The following is a 19,195-nucleotide window of genomic DNA, read 5'->3' as shown; positions in this document are numbered from 1 at the left end:
TCATTTAGGAGATTCACATGTCGACTATGCAATGTGATGTTGTAAGTGTTAAAGAGTCTTTGTACTCAGGCACTGTGACAATGCTTATCGCAAAAGGTGCTGGCGGTGAATTGGGTATTATGCCTGGTCACGCGCCGTTAGTCACTTTGCTCAAGCCGGGCGCGATTCGCGTTCTGCTTGAAAACGGTACAGAAGAGTTAATCTATGTATCTGGTGGTGTTCTAGAAGTTCAACCGCATGTCGTTACGGTTCTTGCAGATACTGCAGTTCGTGCTGACAACTTAGATGAAGCTGCAATTCTTGAAGCACGTAAAAATGCTGAACAGTTGCTTGCAAATCAAAAAAGCGATTTGGACGCTGCTGCTGCTTTGGCTGCGCTTGCAGAAACTGCTGCTCAGTTGGAAACCATCCGCAAAATCAAAAACCGCGCTCAATAAGACGCAGTTGGCGATTGAAAAACCACCCGAGAGGGTGGTTTTTTTATGCTGTTACTTAACAAATGGGTTATAACGAAAACTTAGGTTTTAGAATTGAATACGCATTGAGTTTAACATTATCTAATTTATTTACACATGAGTGATATAAACAAGGGGCTATATGAAGCTTACTCGAATAAATAAATATATTCTAAAACGTTTGTTTTTGATTCAATAAAAATTGCTGTTGTATAAATTGACTATAATCATCACCTAAAGGTAATTCATAATCTTTAAAAATTTGCCGACGTGTTGAGACTGTCGGTTGTTTTGTTTTTGGATTAAAACCAGTTTTTTCAATGTCTGTCCAATATAAACCTGTGCCACGCTTCTGCCATGATGGTAATTCATTGAAGTTAATTTCACGGCTAAAAAGTAAATCATGTTTTTCTTGACGATTTAAGCCCTTAACTTCATTGGTTGCATTTTTTACAGTTTCACCTTCTTTACGTAACATCCAATAGCAATGTGCATTGAGTGCGTTGCGATGAGCATCTTCATGGCGCCAACGAAAATAATCTTCAGTCATTTTTGCATTGGGTAGTATACAAATTCGAGCGTCAAAAGTTGCCATCTCACTATGTAAGACGCTGAACTTTGCACTGGCTTCTGCGGCGAGGATAGAAATGATTTTCCGTGTTTTACGATTAAAGCTGTCATCTTTGAAATGAAACAATAAGGAGATTTCATCGCTTTGTGTATAACCATAAATGATGTTGAAACCACACTGCATTAAATGGGCTGTTGTTTCGACCATCAGGTCTCGAAAGCGGATGTCAAAAGGCGCTTCAAATTGCCAAACTTCTTTAGTGAGCTTAGTAAAGCCACGCCCATCCAAGCGGACCACAATATACTGTTCAGGTGGAACACAAAAGTCGTAAGCTGTTTCAAACACTCGTAATGTGCGATCTAAATCATCAAATCTCATGGCGATACTACTAATTATTCATCATGCTAAAGTTATATTTCAAGATGAACTAGTTTTAGCATAATCTGAACAATAAAAATGGAATTTTATTCAATGATGCAACTTATTGAGCAACAAGCACACTTTTGGGAACTCTACCAAGCCCAAGACCAATACTATCTCAGTATTGCTGTCGATATGAGCTCAGTTGTATCTTGTTGGGATATTGCACTCACTGAAGCTGATATTGCGCAATATCAGCACAAAGGACGAATTGCAATCGAAGATTTGGCAAATTCAATTGTGGCAGAAACCTATCGTGGTGATTTTTCCAATTTAGAACGCAATAAAGTCCCTGTACAAATTCAACAACAAATGCAAATGGCATTTAAAGTATGGAAAACAGCGCAAGACTAAATTTTTATAGATCAACAGGCTGAATTGCAAAACCATCGTTTGGAATGAGTTTTACTTTAAATAACGTATCAAAGCCTTCAGAAATTTTGGGAATTTCAAGTTTATAAAAGGTCGCTTTTACTCCCTTTTCGGGAATATTGGCTTTACCTGAGCGTTGAGCATTACGCTGTAAAGTACTGTCGAGGTCTGTTTCAAAATAATAAGAAATAACTTGAAAACCTACAGCTTTGGCACGTTGAATATAACGGGCGCGATCTATCTGGCGCATGTTGGTATTGTCGATCACAATTTTGGTTTTTGAAGCCAACGCTGCTTCAAAGATCATATTCTCACGATGCCTTGTTTTCAGCATATCTAAATTGATACGTAAATGCGTATGGTAAAAATAGTGTTGATAAAATGTTGATTTACCAGAAGCTTGTACACCTGTGAATAGAATCAGTTGCATGAAACACTACAAAAATACGATGAATTCCGTATTAAACCATGTTTATGAATTTTGCTACAATTGATTCAATGTTGAGAACGCTTATAAATCTAAAATGAAAAAATATATTCAATTTCGCTCTATATTTTCCGTATTTATTTTCGGCAGTCTGAGTGCATGTCAAAGTCAGTTTGTCACCACACCGAACCTACCCACTGAAGCCAATTTGGTGGCAAATTCAGTCAATAATGGTTTGGAAACGGAGTTGAATATTGATTATATTATTGCCTTTAAAAATTTAAAAATGGCATATGGTCAATGTGTTGCTTTTACTGGTGAACATGAGTTTGTATTTACTGACAATAAATTAGAACAAGATCTGGAAATGGGGACTTTATTCGCACGTACAGAGGGTGGAGCCTATTTATCAAAAACTCTGGTGGAATCTATTGGTAAGAATAGAACCCGACTAACACTATTCTTACCAGTAGGTTATAAATCTGCTCAAGCACGTTTTAAACTTGATGCAAAACGAGCATTAGGACAAGATCCGTCATGTAATGTTGCAAAGCCTATCTAAATTAATCAATCAGATGTCGGATCAACTTTGTTCAGAAGAAGCTGTATCTTTTGAGTTGGGAATCATCATACTGGCAAGTTTAAGCATATCCATCTGAATATTATTCATTTGCTGTTCAATTTTCTTGAAATCAACTTTTGAAATATCCAAGTCGCCATTTAAAAGTGCAGAGTTAAGAAGTTGCTGATTACTCTGTAAAACTTGCTGGCGTAAGCCATCAATTTCCTGACTTTTTAGATCTAGGGAAATTAAAGCAGTGTTAAAGCCCTGTAGCTCTCGACTCAGATCTTTTACAGTTTGTTGTAAGACAACATGATCTTTAGATTGAACAGCTTGTTGCAAATCAGACTGAGTCTGTTGCAGTTTCTCAATATAATCACCCGTTTTTAATTGAACATCGGCGACATCGCGAGCGATATAAAACAGGTTACCCGATTTTAAATCCTCAGCGCTTTTATGGGTCACTTCTGATTTTTGCTCAAGTGCTGAATCAGATGCTTGAGTTGATTCAGTCTGTTGAGTGTCTTGTTGTTGACGTGATTGTTCAGCGGGTTGATTACAGCCCAAAAGTAAAATGCCTGAAGTAAAAATAATAAATGGTAAAACAGCACCTTGTAGTAACTTTTTCATTGAAATCCAAAATTCATTTGATGGGCAATTCATTTGATGGGCTATGTAGTGAATATAGGATGCAAAAATGTAGAGATTGAGGATTGTTGCAAAGGGCATACAGACTGTAACGTGAACCATTCAATTCTTTAAAAGAGTCAAATACGAGTGCAATGGTTGCACTCGTACGCTTATTTAATCGTGAGTATCGAATGTTCTATAAAATGAGGCTAAAGTCTTTAGAGCATCAATTTACGATGTTTAGTATCAAGTTGCGCAGTTATTTAAAGTTGTGTTGTTATTTAGCCAATTCAGCTTCGATTGCTGAAGTGATGCGTGGGTCATCAGCAGTAATATCTGGTGCAAAACGTGCCACAATTTCACCATTTTTTCCAATTAAGAACTTCTCAAAGTTCCAAAGCACTTCTGGTTTAGGATTTGGCGTTAAACCGTAATCGACTAAATCTTTCCACCATGGACCTTCACCAATTCGCTCTGGAATTGAATGAATTAAAGTATCATAGAGCGGGTGCTTGTCATCGCCAGCCACAGAAATTTTTGCAAAAAGTGGGAAGTCGACATTGTAGGTCAATGAACAAAATTGCTCGATCTCATCATTGCTACCGGGTTCTTGAGCAAGAAAGTTATTTGCAGGAAAGCCTAAAACTTCAAATCCTTGCTCTTTTTTTTCGGTATAAAGTTTTTCAAGCCCCTCATATTGTGGCGTTAGCCCACATTTAGAAGCAACATTGACAATTAACAGGACTTTACCTTGATATTGATTCAAGGTAACTGGCTCACCTTTGATGGTATTGACTGGAATATCGTATACAGAATTGCTCATGGCTTTATCCTTAAACATTAAGTCTTCAAGTAGAAAAATATGTTTAATGTTTTAACGATATTGCATGATTTCGGCAAGTTGCATTTGTATCTAAGTGCAAATAAAAAAAGCAGATCAAGAGACCTGCTTTTAGCATGAATCAAATTGAATTGATTATGGTGCAGCATTGGCTTTCGTTTGAAGCGCTTGCATTTCAGTTAACAGGCTTTGCTGTAACTCAGTACCTTTCTTTTGAAGTTCCATAATTTTTTGTGGATCTGGTGAACTTGCTAAACCAGCTTCAGACATTTCAACGCCTAGGTTGTTTGATTCTTTCATTTTGTCACGTACTGATGCAACTTCAGTACTCTTAAGTGCTAAACCATCAAGGTCTTTGTTGAAGCCATCAACATAAGTTTTCATTTTATCAACAACGCCTTTCAGCGCATCTTTATCACCTTTTTGAGCAGCTTGCATAACTTCAGTTTGGAAGTTTAATGCTTCTTTTGCTTTCGCTGTAGACATTGTTTGAAGTGCAGTTAAGTCACTTTTGATATCCGCTGCATTGTTGGTGCTGAGTGAAACAGCCGCAGCAGCTGGTTTGCTGTCTGTGCCAGACGCAGCATCTGCTGGTTTTTTGTCACACGCAGTTAAAGCCAATGCTGAAGCACATAGCGTAGCAAGTAGTAATTTTTTCATTATAAAACCCTTCATTATTTAAAATTCTTAAGAACCTGACCCTAAGTCTACATATTCATAAAGTTATATGCTTAATTTTGAGCATAAGATGCAAAATGCACAATTTTAAGGCAATTTTCTATAGTATTTTTGTACATAAGCTTAGCAATAAAGTGAAAATTGTCACTCAAAAGAGGTCCTAATCTAAATATTTCGCATCTGGGCAGGTGTCTGCTGTGTATAACGTTTAAAAAATTCAATAAAGCTAGAAGTGTGTTGGTATCCCAATTCTAGGCTGATTTTTTTCACTGAAAAACCTTGTTGAATCAGTGAAATAGCATGAATGATTTTGGCACGATTGCGCCATTCAGACAGAGACAGTTTTAGTGAATCTTGGCTGAGTCGAAGTGCGTGTCGTTCAGTAATCTGAAAGCTATCTAAGATTTCCTGTAAACCGCGGTTAAATTGCTGGGTATCTGAAAGCTGTTCAAGAATTGGCTTTAAAATGGGATGATTTGTTTGCGGTAAATAGTGTTCATAACAGGGGCTATTTTGAATTTGATCAACCAACAGTTGTAATAGGTGTTGATGATATGTTGGAGAAGGAATCCCTTGCTTTTGCTGATCCAAAATTTCTTCAATGGTATGGCGCAAAAATGGTCGAATACTTAATGTTTGTGTGTTGCTTGACAACTGTTGGCAAAGCTGCGGATGAAGACGGATACAAATATAATGTGTTAATAAATCATCGACCGCTGTACAGCAATGTTCAGTTTGCGGGGGAATCCATAAACCATAACTGGGCGGTGATAAATAAGTTTGATCTGCAACTGTCAGCTCTAAAGTACCATTTAGGCTTAAATTGAAGTCACCCCATAAATTACAATGAGGGGTGACGACATCATGTTTCTGATAGAAAAATTCTTCTACGGAAATCAGATTGGAATACATGGTTAAAAGTTTTAACTCTCACATTGCATAGCATTGGTTTCAGTTTTTGGATTATTTAAGCCTCGACTCAAAGTGAAAATTGAAATAAAGGCTAAAAGAATAAAGCTAAGTACACTATACAATAAAATGTTGGCATTAAAATGATCAACAATATAGCCGCCGATCAAAGCACCTGTTGCAATCATCACTTGGAAAAAACCAACAAATAAAGGCATGCCTTTTTCAACTGCATGAGGCGCATGTAAAAACATCCATATATTGGCTGTTGTTGGAAACGCACCAAATGCAAAACCCCACAGCACAGTCAGAATAAATGCACCAATCGGTTGAATTGCCAAGAGTGGGAAGCCGAAGAACACAATTCCAAAACAAATTGCGACAAAGGCAAAAGTATAGCGAACATTTAAGTTACCACTGTAACCCGCAAACGCATTCCCAAATACGCCAGCTACACCAAATAGTAACAAGAGTGAACTGATGGTTGCATTATCAAAACCTGCTGAATTTTTGAAAAATGGTGTGAGATAACTAAATGAAGAAAAGTGAGCTAAACCAATCAATAAGATAATAATTAAACCTTGTCTGGCTTTATTGATTCTTAATAGAGCAGGTAAGTCTTTAAAATGGATGGCTGATTCTGGCTTTAGACTCGGGATAAATTTGACACCCAGCAACAACACAATAAATCCAATGACAGCAGTAATGGCAAATGATGTACGCCAACCATAAGCATCACTGAGCCATGTGCCAATTGGTACACCAAGTACAGTCGCTAAAGTTACACCAGCCATAACCGTCGCTGTTGCTTTGGCAATAGGCAGGTGTCTCGGAGCTAAACGACCACTTAAAGCAATGGCAGTGGCCCAGAAGCCACCAATGGCAAAACCAAGAATAAAGCGGCTGATTAATAAAATTTCAAAATTCGGTGCAATTGCAGTAATGGCATTGGCAATAACCATGGTTGCAGCAAGGGCGAGTAGCAAATAACGTCGATCTAAATTTTTTACCAGTACGGGTAACAATGGAGCCGCTAAGGCTGCCATGATGCCTGGTAATGTAATCATTAACCCTGCTGTACCCACAGAGACATGCAAATCTGTAGAAATACTATTCAGAACACCAATAGGAAGGAATTCGCTGGTGACCAAAGCGAAAGCAGTGATAGCAACGGTGAGCAGTGCTAGCCAACTGCCTTGATTACTGGGGGCAACCTCTGATGAAGGTTGTTGCGAAATTTCTGATTGCATCATGTTCATGAATATAGTCCTGATGAAAGCATGAGAATGTGATAGGGAGTTTTAATTGATTAGCGATCGTTATAAAAATAAAATATTTGATTAATTCTTAGCTGTCAATTAATTTAATAATGTTTGTTATAAAAATATGTGTGAAGATTATGGCGGATTCTGAAGAGCATGATTTAGTCGCGGAAAAACAGGTGATTAAACGCGGACGTGGTCGCCCCAAATGTTTTGATGAGCAACAGGCATTGCACAAAGCGATGTTGTTGTTCTGGGAATTTGGCTATGAGGCGACATCGATGAGTGATTTAACCAAAGCACTCAATCTTACTGCACCGAGTATTTACAGTAGTTTTGGTGATAAATCACAGTTTTTTTATGCCTGTTTAGCCTATTACTTAAAACATGAGGCTTGTTCACTAGATATTATTTTTCAACAAGCCAAGACGGCAAAAATTGCGATTGAACTTTATCTGCATGAAAATCTTAAAAAACTTGTTCAACAGAATAAACCAACAGGCTGTATGTTGGTGACAGCAACCATCAATTGTTCTCAAGAACATGCGCCAATTCAACATGATTTATTACTCAAAAGACAGCAAGTCAAAGAAAGAATTTATCAACGCTTAGAGCAAGGGATAAAAGAGGGTGATCTAAATCCACAAGCTGATTTACAAGCGATGGCAGATTATTATTCTACGGTGATCCAAGGTTTAACCATGCAAGCTCGTGATGGTGTGGGGTTAAAACAGTTGCAAAATGTGGTGGCACTGGCAATAAAGACTTGGGACTTATTTTAGGTTTGAGAATTTTCAGTAATATCAATATCTCACAGTGATTTGTCTGAAAAACCCTATAGATGTCTGAAATGCCATATTTAAATTGATTCAGACTTCATTGATAATTCTTGCAAGTTCTCATGAATAGTGGAAGTTATGTACACCAACACGAAACCCATGTGGTGGGCAGTCAGTTTACCCATTATCGCTGTCTTGATCTGGTCACTCAATATTGCAGTGACACGTTATGTCACAGATTATATTTCACCTGTCAGTATTAGTTTTTATCGCTGGTTGGTGGCATTTATCCTTTTGACTCCTTTTATGTTGTCTAAGGTCTGGCAGCAACGGGATTTAATCCGTCAACACTTTGTTCAATTTGCCGTACTGAGTGCTTTTGGGATGTTCTTGTACCAAGGTTTGGCATATAGTGCGGCGCATTACACCACTGCAACGAATATGGGGATTATCAATGCCTTTATTCCAGTATTTACGATACTGGTATCGATGATGTTGTTGCGTGAAATTCCAAATCGCTATGCAGTGATCGGGAGCATATTGTCTTTTGCAGGATTAGTGTATGTGATCGGGCGTGGAGATTTTGCTAATTTGACTCAATTGGCAGGTCATTCTGGTGATCTGATCATGGTCTTAGCTGTGTTCTTTTATGCCTTTTATGGCGTATTTTTAAAGAAATGGCAATTAAAAGTGCCCTTACTCCTGAGTCTATATGTACAAATCGCATTTACTTTGATTTATCACTTACCTTTTGTATTTTATTTAGGGATCGATACGATAAATGCGAGTAATGTTGCCAGTGTGCTGTATGCAGGTGCATTCCCATCCCTGATCGCACCTTTACTTTGGATGATGGCGGTTCAATATTTGGGTCCAAATCGAACCAGTATTTTTATGAACTTAATGCCTGTATTTACCGCCATTATTGCTTATTTTTGGTTACATGAAGATTGGACGATTTATCATACAATTGGTGGGATCATCATTTTAGTCGGTATTGCTTTGGCACAAAAAAAGTCACATAGTGTCAAAAAAAGTAAATCTATTTCTGCGTCTTAAATTTAAAACGAGTGAAATTTATACGATTAATCAACTATTTTGTGTTCTGATTCAGTATTAAATTCACTCAAAAATTATTTTTAATTAAGAATTTAGCGTTTAAAATCTTAAATAATAAAATAAATTTAACTACTTAAATATATTGCGAGTTTGTAGTCAATTGGTGATTATAAAGTATGATTAAAAAATAGGCGGAATAATATGTTTGTATTCGAAAAATATTTATAGGATAATATTTTTCATCGAGCCAATTAAGAATTTCTTAATGAAACTGGCTTACACTGTATTTATCAAATTCATCATACCCTCTGGATGTGATTAACCGCATCCTTTTTTATACTCAGCCAACCCTATATATGGCTGAGTTTTTTTTTGCTTTTTTTAATGTCAATTTTCACAAAAGATGACTTTTTGATTGAGATATTTCTGATTAATCACGAATGATTTGCCCAGTTGAGGCATCAATAATTTTGCTTGGCTCTCGGCTTAAACCTAAATCACCATTTAAATAATTCAATTCTGAGCCAAAATAGTGACTGGCTTCTTGTAGTGAGCGAGCTGGTGTTAAACTTGCAGGATTGGCGCTGGTTGAAACAATAAAACCATTAAATGCATTGCACAAAGCTGTACATAATGGGTGATTGGTGACTCGAACAGCGACTTGTGTATGTTGACCTTTGATCCATTGTGGAATCCGTTCGTCTGCTGGAAGTAACCATGTTGTCGCTCGTTCCGTGTGAGAACGTTGAGTCCAAGATTGTATAATTTGTTCACGAATACTTGAGTCTACATTTGTTAGTAGATGTTCAACTTGCGAAAGCTGACCTGCCAGTAAGATGACCCCTTTTTCAATAGGGCGTTGCTTGAGCCTAAGAATTTCTAAAAATGCGTGTTCATTAAATGGGTCGCAACCTAGACCCCATACCGCCTCTGTTGGATAAGCCAATACTTTACCTTGTTGAAGAATTTGTGCAGCTTCAGCAACTGAGGTTGTAATCATTGATGTTCACCTTGTCAGTTCGAAAAAATAGAAGGCTATTGTGAACCTTAATAGCTGACTCGGCAACGTAAGTATAGTCCAGATTGTTGAATGCACAGTCCCAACAGTTCTAATTCCATCAAATAACTGGTTAATTGTGCGGTGTTGAGTTTGGATTTTTGAGCCAATGTATCTAGGTCTTGCCCAATCCAATCTAGTAATTGGTAGAGTTGGAATAAATGTTCAGGAATTTCAGGGTGCTGTGAGTTGGTTTCAGCTTGCTGTGTACATTGCCATTGGGTGGGTAGAGCTAAATCTTCCACAATTTGTTCAGGATGGTCAACAAGGATTGCACCCTCACGAATGAGTTGATGGCAACCTTGGTGGTGTTCTCCATAGATATGCCCAGGAATGGCAAAAATAATTTTACCTTGCTCAGCCGCCGTTTGAGCGGTAATTAATGAGCCGCTACCCAATTGTGCTTCTGCGACAAGAACACCTAGACTTAAACCGCTCACAATACGATTTCGATAAGGAAAATTACGTGAAATAGGCTGAGTCTCTGGAAGATACTCACTGATGATGCTTCCAGAATTTTGTAAAATTTGCTCTTGTAACTTTCGATTTTGGCTTGGATAAACTAAATCTAACCCTGTACCAATCACAGCAATGGTTCGCTGGTTTTTGAGACCACCCATATGTGCAGCTTCATCAATTCCTTGCGCTAACCCGCTGGTAATAAAAAAGCCTTTTTCACTTAAATAATAAGCAAAATCATATGCCACTTGTTTTCCATGCGGACTGGCTTTTCGACTACCGACAATTGCAATCTGAGGTTGACTCAAGTTTTGTGAAGACCCTTTTCCAAATAAAATTGGAGGATGGTTTTGATAAGGAAGCAGTTGTTGTGGGTAATTTGAATCGGTATCTAACAGAATAAAATCACTATGTTGTTGGATTTTATCTAAGCATATTTTAAATTGGGATTGTCCTTGTGCTGTTACAAAGACATTGGCTCGCTCGATATGATTTTTATGAATTTTAAGTTCAGACCAACGGGGTAAGCTTTCTGGAGCTACCGCTTTTGCAATAGAACCAAAATAACTCTCTAGCTTACGGAAGGCGCTGGTTGAGTGTTGAACCAAATACCAAAGTTGAATGGCATTCAATTGATGATCGGGTATTTGATTCAACATATTTACATTACACTACTGAAAAATCACTGATCTGTAATCGCAGGTGGTTTGATCTCAGCACCTATTTTAATCGGTAAGTTGCTTTCTAAAATATAAGCATAACTCAGATGATCAAAGCTTTTAAAAATCATCAGTGTACCAATTTGCTGACTTGGTAATTTTACCGATTCCTTGGTTTTTGGATCACGAACAACTTCACCTTGTTGATAAATACTAAATACTTGTCCAGGTTTCGCACCTTGTAAGTTACCGCGATCAATAGTGACTACACTGTGTTGTGCTGCTGTACCAATCGAACCTTGGACACGCACCACTTTACCACCAGTACTCACTTCATTAGTGGTGGTTGGATAGAACAAGCTCGGTAGTTCTGCATCATAGCTAGGAAGAACATAATCACCTTTACGAACTTCTGCATTGTAGCTCTTGGTCAATTCAAGTGTAGTGACATCATTTTCACCTGCCGTTGCGATTGCTGAAGCAACTTCAGATAACTCCAGTCCCGCATTAAACTTTTTACCTTCCGCATTGAGGAACATATAAGGTTTACCTTCGCGGTAAATGCCATAACGCTGACCTACCACTAAGCCATTTCCGCGTGCATATACGGTTTGACCAGCGCCCGTAATCACACGATTATCAGCAGCACCAATGGTATAAGGAATATTTTGTAAAGACTCAGGACTGATGACAATGCTGTGTTCTAGCCACGGTTGAATATCAGATAGAGGAATCACCGAAATTGCACTATTTAATGACTCTACACGTACTTGAGGGCGTAAAGATGTTCCACCTTGATGACGACGAATAATACCATCACAACCATCACCTTCATCCACGCCGATTAATGGACGACCATCTAAAGTACATAACAGTAATTTATCGCCAGGATAAATCCAGTGTGGATTTTTAACATGTTTATTGCTTGCCCAGATTTCAGGCCAACGCCACGGCTTACTTAAAAATTTCCCTGCGATATCCCATAAGGTATCACCACGTTTCACCACATAAACATTGGGTGCACTGGATTTGAGTGCAGGTGGATTAACATTTGGGCTTGCATGTGTCATTTCCATGTAAGTGAATCCTGCACTTAAACATAGTGTCACAGCAAGTAACTGTTTCTTGAACCCCTTGGCATGAAAACCTGTTATGCCAGTTAAAACCTTTTTCATTATCATAATTCCTAAAATTATGTCTCTATATGCGTTATAATACGCATATTACACACATTTTTTTAATGAAGCATTTCTTCATTTAGTTTTAAGATCAATGGCATAGCAACAGAGGATACAGTATGGCCTTATTACCAATTTTAAGTTTTCCTGATCCCCGTTTACGTACCATTGCAAAACCTGTCGATGCTGTAACTGATGAAATTCGTCAATTAGCAGCTGACATGTTTGAAACCATGTATGAAGCGCCAGGTATTGGTCTGGCTGCTACACAGGTCGATCAACATATTCAACTTATCGTCATGGATTTGTCTGAAAATAAAGACCAACCTATGGTGTTCATTAACCCCAAAATAACACCACTTACAGAAGAAACATTCTCTTATGAAGAGGGATGTCTTTCTGTTCCCCAAATATACGATAAAGTTGAGCGTCCGTCACGAGTTAAAATCGAAGCAATTGACCTTGATGGTAAAGCTTTTGAGCTTGAAGCGGATGAATTATTGGCTGTGTGTATTCAACATGAAATGGACCACTTAAACGGTAAGTTATTTGTTGATTATTTATCTCCGTTGAAGCGTCAACGTGCACGTGAAAAAGTTGAAAAAGTCGTGCGTCAACGTGAAAAGCAGAAAGTTCCTGCAAAACGTTGATATAGAGAATTGAAAGTTAAAAGTTTCTTGAATTTTTCTTCAATACAAAGCCCAATTTTGTTTGGGCTTTGTTATACTCTGGCTCGAAAAATGTTGAGACGAACGTTTTGTTGAGAATAGGTTTACTGCTGGGTTTCACCGCAGTTTTTTTACAGATTGCTGTATTTTTACAGCCTTTGCTACCGAAGCAATATCAAATTGCGCCGGTCTGTGAAACTATTACTCAAGCTTTAGTGCAAAGTCACTTTTATGAGAAACATCAACAAAGTACTCATCATCAACATCATTCGGCTTCTTTGACGCAGGAGGCTTCGGGTCATCAGCATCTGATGGCACATCATGAGCCTGCTGTACAAGAACAGACAAGCCATCATCATGATGCAGGTCACCAATGCCAATACTGTACAGTCTATGGCAATCTGGTTTTACCTCCAGAACTTGAAGTCAAAGAAATCTTAGATCGTATCCAAGTACGTCTGGTTGCATTTCAAAAAGCATTTCGACATGTTTATTTTGTCCTGCAACGCTTATTTTTACTTCCTCAAGGACGCGCTCCGCCCGTTTTCGCTTAAATCAAAACTTTTTTAGGATCTTTTTGTCGAGGTCCTGATGCTGCTTTGTCGCAGCTCATATTTATGATTTAAGAGAAAGAAAATGGCTCAACCTCAATTTTTTTTACAGCCCTTAGCGGCTGCGATTTCTATCGCTTGTTATTCAGTAACCGCTTTTGCTCAAGATCAGCAGGAAACTGCTCAACTCACACCGATTGTTGTGACAGCTCAGCTCAATAATGACGCCAACGGATTGATTGTTCATGCTGATCCTAAACAGCCAATTCAGCCTGTACCTGCAACAGATGGTGCGGACTATCTACAAAGTATCGCGGGTTTTAACGCCATTAAAAGTGGTGGAACCAATGGTGATGTTACGTTCCGTGGCATGTTTGGTACACGAATCAAAATATTGACAGATGGTACAGAAAACTTAGGCGCATGCCCTGCACGAATGGATGCACCAACATCATATATTCAACCTGAAAGCTTTGATCGAATTTCAGTCGTGAAAGGACCACAAACCGTTCAATATGCCAATACAGGTTCAGCAGCAACTGTCATTTTTGAGCGTCAGAAACCAACATTGACTGATGAGAAAAACTATCTCGGTCAAGCCAGTGTTTTGGTCGGATCTTTTGGGCGTTTGGACCACAACATTGAAGCTGCTGTTGGCGACAGTAAAAAATATTTACGTGTCAATGCCAACCGTTCTGAATCCAATAGCTATGAAGATGGTGATGGTCATAAAGTTCCATCTTCTTGGGAGCGCTGGAATACGGACTTGGCTCTGGGATGGACACCCAATGAGGATACTTGGGTTGAACTAACAGGCGGTAAAGCAGATGGTGAGGCTGAATATGCCGGTCGAACCATGGATGGCTCGCAGTTTGCTCGTGAAAGCCTTGGTCTACGTTTTGAGAAAAAAAATCTGAGCCCTGTGATTAAAAAACTCGAAGGGCAGGTTAATTATAGTTATAACGACCATATTATGGATAACTATACTTTACGTACTCCACCACTTGCTGAAATGACACATGGTGGTATGAAAATGCTAATGCCAAATCCAATGGCGATGCAAGTCACACGCCGTACCCTAAATAGTCGTTTAGCCATGACCAGTGAATGGGATAAGCTGAGTTTAATGACTGGGATAGATTCTCAGTTAAATAAACATGGCGGCAGTATGTCATCGCCAACGATGCCATCAATGAATGTTGCATTTAAAGAAGATATGCGTTTTCAATCTTATGGTGCATTTGGCGAGTTAGGCTATCAATTTAATGATGCTTATAAGTTAGTGACAGGTGCTCGTGTCGATCAAGTTAAAATTGATGCACTTAAACTGAATGATCAACGCAAAGAAACATTGCCAAGTGCCTTTATACGTTTAGAAAGCCAATATCCTGATCATAATGCCAAGTCTTATATTGGTTTAGGTTATGTTGAGCGTGTTCCAGATTATTGGGAATTATTTAGCACAGCACATGGCAATACAGGCATGACTAAACCGACTTTTAATGATCTCAAGACGGAAAAAACATTGCAGCTTGATCTTGGTTATCAATACCAACATGGTCCATTGAGCGCATGGACATCAGCATATGCAGGGTTGATTAATGACTTTATTTTATTGAGTTATCATAATCATCCGAAAGCTGGAATGGATGGGCATAGTCATGGTTCATCATTTAGTGCGGGTGCAAAAAATGTCGATGCAACCATTGCAGGTGCAGAAGCTGGGGTAGGTTACCAATTTACTGATGCCATTCAAGCTGATCTTAGTGCAATGTATGCATGGGGTGAAAATACCGATACACATCAAGCATTACCACAAATTGCACCTTTAGAAGGGCGTTTAAACTTACGTTATGTACAAGATCAATATTCTTTTGGATTGTTATGGCGTGCTGTGGCAAAACAAGATCGTATTAGCCTAAACCAAGGTAATATTGTGGGTTATGACACAGGTGAAAGCAAAGGCTTTACGACTTTGGCTCTAAATGCTTCTTACAACATTCAAAAAAATCTGAATTTGTCTGTTGGTGTCGATAATGTATTCGATAAAACCTATACCGAACATTTGAATAAGTTAGGTGTTGGCGCTGATGGTCAAGTCGGCACACAGCAATTTAATAATACTGGGCGTAACTATTGGGCGCGCGTGAGCATGAAATTTTAATTTTACCGAAATATGAGGATGTCATATGAGTAACGACAGTAATAAATTATCGCCAGAAAAGTCATTTTGGGGATGGAAGTTGCTAGTCATCGCAATTATTTTAAGCTGCATTTTCATGGGAATCTTCTATTTGGCGATTACCAATGAACCTGACTATATGCCAAGTCAAAAACAGAAAACGGCTGAACAGCACGACATGTCTAAGATGAGTCATGAAGATATACAAAATATGCAGCATTCAGCTTCAGAGCCAATGCATAATCATTGATGATGTGAAAATCTTAAAATAAAAAGGAGGTCTGAGGACTTCCTTTTTAATTACAGATACTTAAAATAGGGTCAAACAGTAAAGATAATTAGAAATGAATGAAAAAATAGAAGCTTATCTTGATATTTTTAAACAATATGGCGAAGTTTCCATCGCGGAGGAAGAGTGGACAACAGCGTTTGAACAAATATTTAGAGAACGACTAAAAATTGAAGGAATTGACGAAATTCGTATTTATCAGACCATTGTACAACCTGATCGAAAATTAATTTGTAGAGTATTTCATCAACCCAGTATGAAAATTCTTCAGGAATATCCTGCAAGAACAGCATTTATTCGTTGGTTACCTTTGCTTTGTATTGTGCTTTGTTATTTTTTAATCATCTCACTGATTGCTTTAAGTTCAGAAAAAATGTTGACAGTGGCATTTCTACTATTCTTACCTTTTAGTCTGGGTGCGATCATGGAGTATGTGAAATCTTTAAAATCTCCAAATTCGTTAAAACAAACATTTCTTCAGCAAATTTATATTTTATTCGGGATCATTGTTGTTGGTGTAGTCATTTTAAGAGAGGGTGGCATTTGTCTGATCATGGCAGCGCCGATATTTTTACTCTGTTCGACTTTAGGTGCGACATGCATGCATTTTTTATGTCGACGTTTATGGAAGCCATATAATAAAGTTTACTCTATTGTACTTTTACCTTTGCTAGGCTTGTTACTATTACCTGATTTCTCTCAGTATCATAATGGTGTAACACGTCAAGAAATTATTGTTAATGCACCTATTCAAGATGTTTTTGCATCGATTAATAATATCCAGCAGATTCAGTCCAGCGAAATAAAATTTAGTCCAATTTTTTTAATGGGTTTTCCAAAACCAATTTCTGGAATGACTGAGCAAACAGATAATGGTTTGATTCGTCAAATTTATTGGCAACGCGGTATTCATTTCCAAGAAAAAATCACTCAGTCTCATGCACCAACGCAGTTGGCTTGGACTTATGTTTTTAATCAGGAATCCTTTCCCAAAGGATCTTTAGATGATCATTTGAAAATTGGTGGAGCATATTTCAATTTGTTAACAACAGACTATCAACTGGAAGCCATTAGCCCACAGCAAACGAAAATGGTATTAACGATCGACTATCGTTTATCAACTGAAGTGAATTGGTATGCGGATTTATGGACACGCTATGTGCTGAATGAATTTAGTGATGTTGTACTTAATATCTATAAACACCGCTTGGAAAAACAAAGTTAAGGCTGAACACCTTAACTTTTCAAATCATGACTGATGCATACTCGCGAGTTGTTTTCCTGCATTTTGATAGAGGCTTAGGGCATATTCTTGTTTGGCACGACCACTTTCTTGCAAATATTGATCAAGTTTAGGGATATGTTTTGCGCCACGATAAACCAATGTATTTTTAGCAATTAAATACAATGGATACCATGCCAGCGTACGCGGTTTCAGTCCTAGATTTTTCATTTTACGTTGCCCAATAAAAAACTGAGTAATGTCTAAATGGTTTTGATAAGCCTTTCTTTGTAAAAATCTATTGAAATATTTATAGTGCCGCTCAAAAGGTTCTTTGGATAAACTGACGGCTAAAGCTTTGCTGCTTTCATCAACTTTGGGATGCGCATAATTCATCCACTGTAATAATTTCCACGCTTCAGACTCTTTATTGACTAACCATTTTTCATCTATTCCCATTAACCAACCCGCGTACTTCCAAAAATGCATCAAGGCATCGCACTCAGCTTTGCTTGGAAAAATACCAATGGCTCTCACACCGATCAGAAGTACCGCACTAAAGGCAATATTGGTCATGGCTTGATCATATTGATTGATGGGTGTGCCCCAAATCTCGTGATCCCAATCTTTTGACTTATTCAACTGATAACGTACAAGAGAATGAATGAACCGAACATAAATCGTCGAGGTAAAGCCATCGTTAAAACGTGAGAAGCTATTCAGTTGATTGACATCTAACCACCACTTATGCGTTTCTGCTAAACGTTTTCCTGCATATTTATGCAAAGCCCCAGTCTGAATAAGTGGTTGGTTAAAGCCAGGATATTGATAACCTGTCATTAAAGCGAGATCACGTAGGATAAAAGTTCCATTGGAACCTAAACGATGCGTGAATTTGATTGCTGTTTCAATTTTGGCTGAATCCAGCCAACTCGGTGCATGCTCGACAATTTTAAAAAAATCAGTGAGCACTGGAATATCATGAGGAAGTTTATCTAAACCTTGATACAACGCCGTTTCAAAAAGCTTGCGATTTTGTCTAGGGTTGGTCATGACCCAATCCATAACTTGATCCATTGCATTATCACCCGTTTGTAGCGCATCGTTTAAAGATAAATACTCTGCATAACTTGGCTGTAGCGGTTGTTCTGTAAAATAATGAAAAATTCTAGTCTTGAGATTAGTTCGTGACATTTTTTCATAGGGTGCAAGTCGTTGTGGCTTAACTAAGGTTTGCATTTTTCGTTTGACCTGATTATTGTTTAGTCAAACTCTAATATGAATAATTATTCGTATTCAATTCGCATTTCGGGATGAATATGCCAATGAGAAAACAACCCCAACAACAACGTGCTCGAAATGTTGTAGATAGCATTTTAGAAGCAACACAATTGTGTATTGCTGAACACGGTTTGCTAAATGTCACCACACCTAAAATTTCTGAAAAATCAGGTGTCAGTGTCGGATCGATATATCAGTATTTTGGCAATAAAGAAGAAATCGTTCAGGAGTTGCTGCGCCGTAAAAGCGAGCAGCTCGGACTTGCACTTAAACAAATTGCCATCAGCCAAGAAGGTTTAAGTTTAAATGAAATCATACCGCTTAGTATTCAATTCGGTTTTGACATGATGAAAGCTGATGGTGGTTTCTTTATAGAGGTGTTGAAACATTGGCATGGTTATAACAATTCAGAAGCTGCAAAAGTTTTAGAAAAGCACTTCTATGAAGTCGGCTTATATGTATTCAGTCGCTTTTTTAAGGATTGGAGTTTTGAAGTGCTTAAGAATAAGTCTTTCGTCATTATTAACAGTACGCTTTTTACCATGATGCGCTATGTAAGCCATAATAACTTTCTAATTTCAGAGCAACAGCTTAAAAAAGAACTGACCTTAATGATCTTGGCTTATTTGGAACAAGACACCAACATCGTGCAATCTCAAAGCCAAGCCTAAAATAAAAGGCGAA

The 19,195-nt window shown here is 38.1% G+C and carries 22 protein-coding genes; 11 read left to right on the top strand and 11 right to left on the bottom strand.

Going from position 1 to position 19,195, the window contains the following annotated elements; translation table 11 throughout:
- The first annotated feature begins 17 nt into the window (after positions 1-17).
- A complete protein-coding gene (locus TOL5_RS20745) occupies positions 18-437 on the top strand; it encodes a F0F1 ATP synthase subunit epsilon (RefSeq protein ID WP_004831982.1) in 420 nt (139 codons plus the stop codon).
- A 190-nt stretch (positions 438-627) separates the two neighbouring features.
- Here TOL5_RS20745 and TOL5_RS20740 read toward each other — a convergent pair whose 3' ends face one another.
- Positions 628-1,404 (bottom strand): tRNA(His) guanylyltransferase Thg1 family protein, encoded by a 777-nt coding sequence (locus TOL5_RS20740; RefSeq protein WP_042086250.1) that lies wholly within the window; start codon positions 1,402-1,404, stop codon positions 628-630.
- Between the two features lie 96 nt (positions 1,405-1,500).
- Here TOL5_RS20740 and TOL5_RS20735 point away from each other — a divergent pair, with 96 nt between their 5' ends.
- Positions 1,501-1,800: a hypothetical protein gene (locus TOL5_RS20735; protein WP_121774081.1), complete on the top strand. Its 300-nt coding sequence runs from the start codon at positions 1,501-1,503 to the stop codon at positions 1,798-1,800.
- Positions 1,801-1,804: 4 nt separating this feature from the next.
- Here TOL5_RS20735 and TOL5_RS20730 read toward each other — a convergent pair whose 3' ends face one another.
- Entirely contained in the window at positions 1,805-2,248 is a 444-nt protein-coding gene (locus tag TOL5_RS20730; protein WP_121774075.1) for an ATP-binding protein, read from the bottom strand.
- A gap of 94 nt (positions 2,249-2,342) precedes the next feature.
- Here TOL5_RS20730 and TOL5_RS20725 point away from each other — a divergent pair, with 94 nt between their 5' ends.
- Entirely contained in the window at positions 2,343-2,807 is a 465-nt protein-coding gene (locus TOL5_RS20725; RefSeq protein WP_004831975.1) for a hypothetical protein, read from the top strand.
- A gap of 21 nt (positions 2,808-2,828) precedes the next feature.
- Here TOL5_RS20725 and TOL5_RS20720 read toward each other — a convergent pair whose 3' ends face one another.
- From TOL5_RS20720 to TOL5_RS20700, 5 genes are all read right to left on the bottom strand, one after another.
- Entirely contained in the window at positions 2,829-3,437 is a 609-nt protein-coding gene (locus TOL5_RS20720) for a hypothetical protein (RefSeq protein WP_121774076.1), read from the bottom strand.
- A gap of 277 nt (positions 3,438-3,714) precedes the next feature.
- Entirely contained in the window at positions 3,715-4,260 is a 546-nt protein-coding gene (locus tag TOL5_RS20715; protein ID WP_042086255.1) for a glutathione peroxidase, read from the bottom strand.
- Between the two features lie 153 nt (positions 4,261-4,413).
- Positions 4,414-4,938, bottom strand: a complete 525-nt coding sequence (locus TOL5_RS20710) for a hypothetical protein (RefSeq protein WP_004831968.1) — start codon at positions 4,936-4,938, stop codon at positions 4,414-4,416.
- Between the two features lie 183 nt (positions 4,939-5,121).
- Positions 5,122-5,868, bottom strand: coding sequence for a helix-turn-helix domain-containing protein (locus tag TOL5_RS20705; protein WP_005034555.1), 747 nt, complete (start codon positions 5,866-5,868; stop codon positions 5,122-5,124).
- A gap of 11 nt (positions 5,869-5,879) precedes the next feature.
- Positions 5,880-7,124 (bottom strand): MFS transporter, encoded by a 1,245-nt coding sequence (locus tag TOL5_RS20700; RefSeq protein ID WP_121775805.1) that lies wholly within the window; start codon positions 7,122-7,124, stop codon positions 5,880-5,882.
- 140 nt (positions 7,125-7,264) lie between these two features.
- Here TOL5_RS20700 and TOL5_RS20695 point away from each other — a divergent pair, with 140 nt between their 5' ends.
- Both TOL5_RS20695 and TOL5_RS20690 read left to right on the top strand, forming a co-directional pair.
- Positions 7,265-7,909: a TetR/AcrR family transcriptional regulator gene (locus TOL5_RS20695; protein WP_121775804.1), complete on the top strand. Its 645-nt coding sequence runs from the start codon at positions 7,265-7,267 to the stop codon at positions 7,907-7,909.
- A gap of 156 nt (positions 7,910-8,065) precedes the next feature.
- Complete coding sequence (locus tag TOL5_RS20690; protein ID WP_004831959.1) at positions 8,066-8,965, top strand: DMT family transporter; 900 nt, start codon at positions 8,066-8,068, stop codon at positions 8,963-8,965.
- Between the two features lie 430 nt (positions 8,966-9,395).
- Here TOL5_RS20690 and TOL5_RS20685 read toward each other — a convergent pair whose 3' ends face one another.
- Genes TOL5_RS20685 through TOL5_RS20675 form a run of 3 tightly spaced genes read right to left on the bottom strand, consistent with a single transcriptional unit; the run spans position 9,396 to position 12,315 of the window.
- Positions 9,396-9,965, bottom strand: a complete 570-nt coding sequence (locus TOL5_RS20685; protein ID WP_058968564.1) for an L-threonylcarbamoyladenylate synthase — start codon at positions 9,963-9,965, stop codon at positions 9,396-9,398.
- 47 nt (positions 9,966-10,012) lie between these two features.
- Positions 10,013-11,140: a DNA-processing protein DprA gene (gene dprA, locus TOL5_RS20680; protein WP_058968562.1), complete on the bottom strand. Its 1,128-nt coding sequence runs from the start codon at positions 11,138-11,140 to the stop codon at positions 10,013-10,015.
- Positions 11,141-11,163: 23 nt separating this feature from the next.
- Entirely contained in the window at positions 11,164-12,315 is a 1,152-nt protein-coding gene (locus TOL5_RS20675) for a LysM peptidoglycan-binding domain-containing protein (protein ID WP_004831953.1), read from the bottom strand.
- A gap of 122 nt (positions 12,316-12,437) precedes the next feature.
- On the opposite strand from TOL5_RS20675, the gene def reads away from it, so the two are divergent.
- The 5 genes from def (at position 12,438) to TOL5_RS20650 (ending at position 17,233) form a co-directional block, all read left to right on the top strand.
- A complete protein-coding gene (def, locus tag TOL5_RS20670; protein WP_004831951.1) occupies positions 12,438-12,968 on the top strand; it encodes a peptide deformylase in 531 nt (176 codons plus the stop codon).
- Between the two features lie 68 nt (positions 12,969-13,036).
- Entirely contained in the window at positions 13,037-13,540 is a 504-nt protein-coding gene (locus tag TOL5_RS20665; RefSeq protein ID WP_370469256.1) for a DUF2946 family protein, read from the top strand.
- An 82-nt stretch (positions 13,541-13,622) separates the two neighbouring features.
- Complete coding sequence (locus tag TOL5_RS20660) at positions 13,623-15,701, top strand: TonB-dependent copper receptor (RefSeq protein WP_121775803.1); 2,079 nt, start codon at positions 13,623-13,625, stop codon at positions 15,699-15,701.
- Positions 15,702-15,726: 25 nt separating this feature from the next.
- Positions 15,727-15,969, top strand: a complete 243-nt coding sequence (locus TOL5_RS20655) for a DUF4199 domain-containing protein (RefSeq protein WP_121775802.1) — start codon at positions 15,727-15,729, stop codon at positions 15,967-15,969.
- A 94-nt stretch (positions 15,970-16,063) separates the two neighbouring features.
- Positions 16,064-17,233: a hypothetical protein gene (locus TOL5_RS20650; protein ID WP_121775801.1), complete on the top strand. Its 1,170-nt coding sequence runs from the start codon at positions 16,064-16,066 to the stop codon at positions 17,231-17,233.
- A gap of 24 nt (positions 17,234-17,257) precedes the next feature.
- Here the strand turns inward: TOL5_RS20650 and TOL5_RS20645 are convergent, their stop codons facing one another.
- Positions 17,258-18,469: an oxygenase MpaB family protein gene (locus tag TOL5_RS20645; RefSeq protein WP_046759675.1), complete on the bottom strand. Its 1,212-nt coding sequence runs from the start codon at positions 18,467-18,469 to the stop codon at positions 17,258-17,260.
- An 86-nt stretch (positions 18,470-18,555) separates the two neighbouring features.
- On the opposite strand from TOL5_RS20645, the gene TOL5_RS20640 reads away from it, so the two are divergent.
- Positions 18,556-19,182 carry a TetR/AcrR family transcriptional regulator gene (locus tag TOL5_RS20640; protein ID WP_046759674.1) on the top strand — a complete coding sequence of 209 codons (627 nt, stop codon included), beginning with the start codon at positions 18,556-18,558 and terminating at the stop codon, positions 19,180-19,182.
- Positions 19,183-19,195: the final 13 nt, after the last annotated feature.

The sequence above is a fragment of the Acinetobacter sp. Tol 5 genome, from assembly GCF_019702905.1.
In the GTDB taxonomy this organism is placed as follows: Bacteria; Pseudomonadota; Gammaproteobacteria; order Pseudomonadales; family Moraxellaceae; genus Acinetobacter; species Acinetobacter bereziniae.
This window is presented reverse-complemented; position numbering and strand designations above follow the sequence as displayed.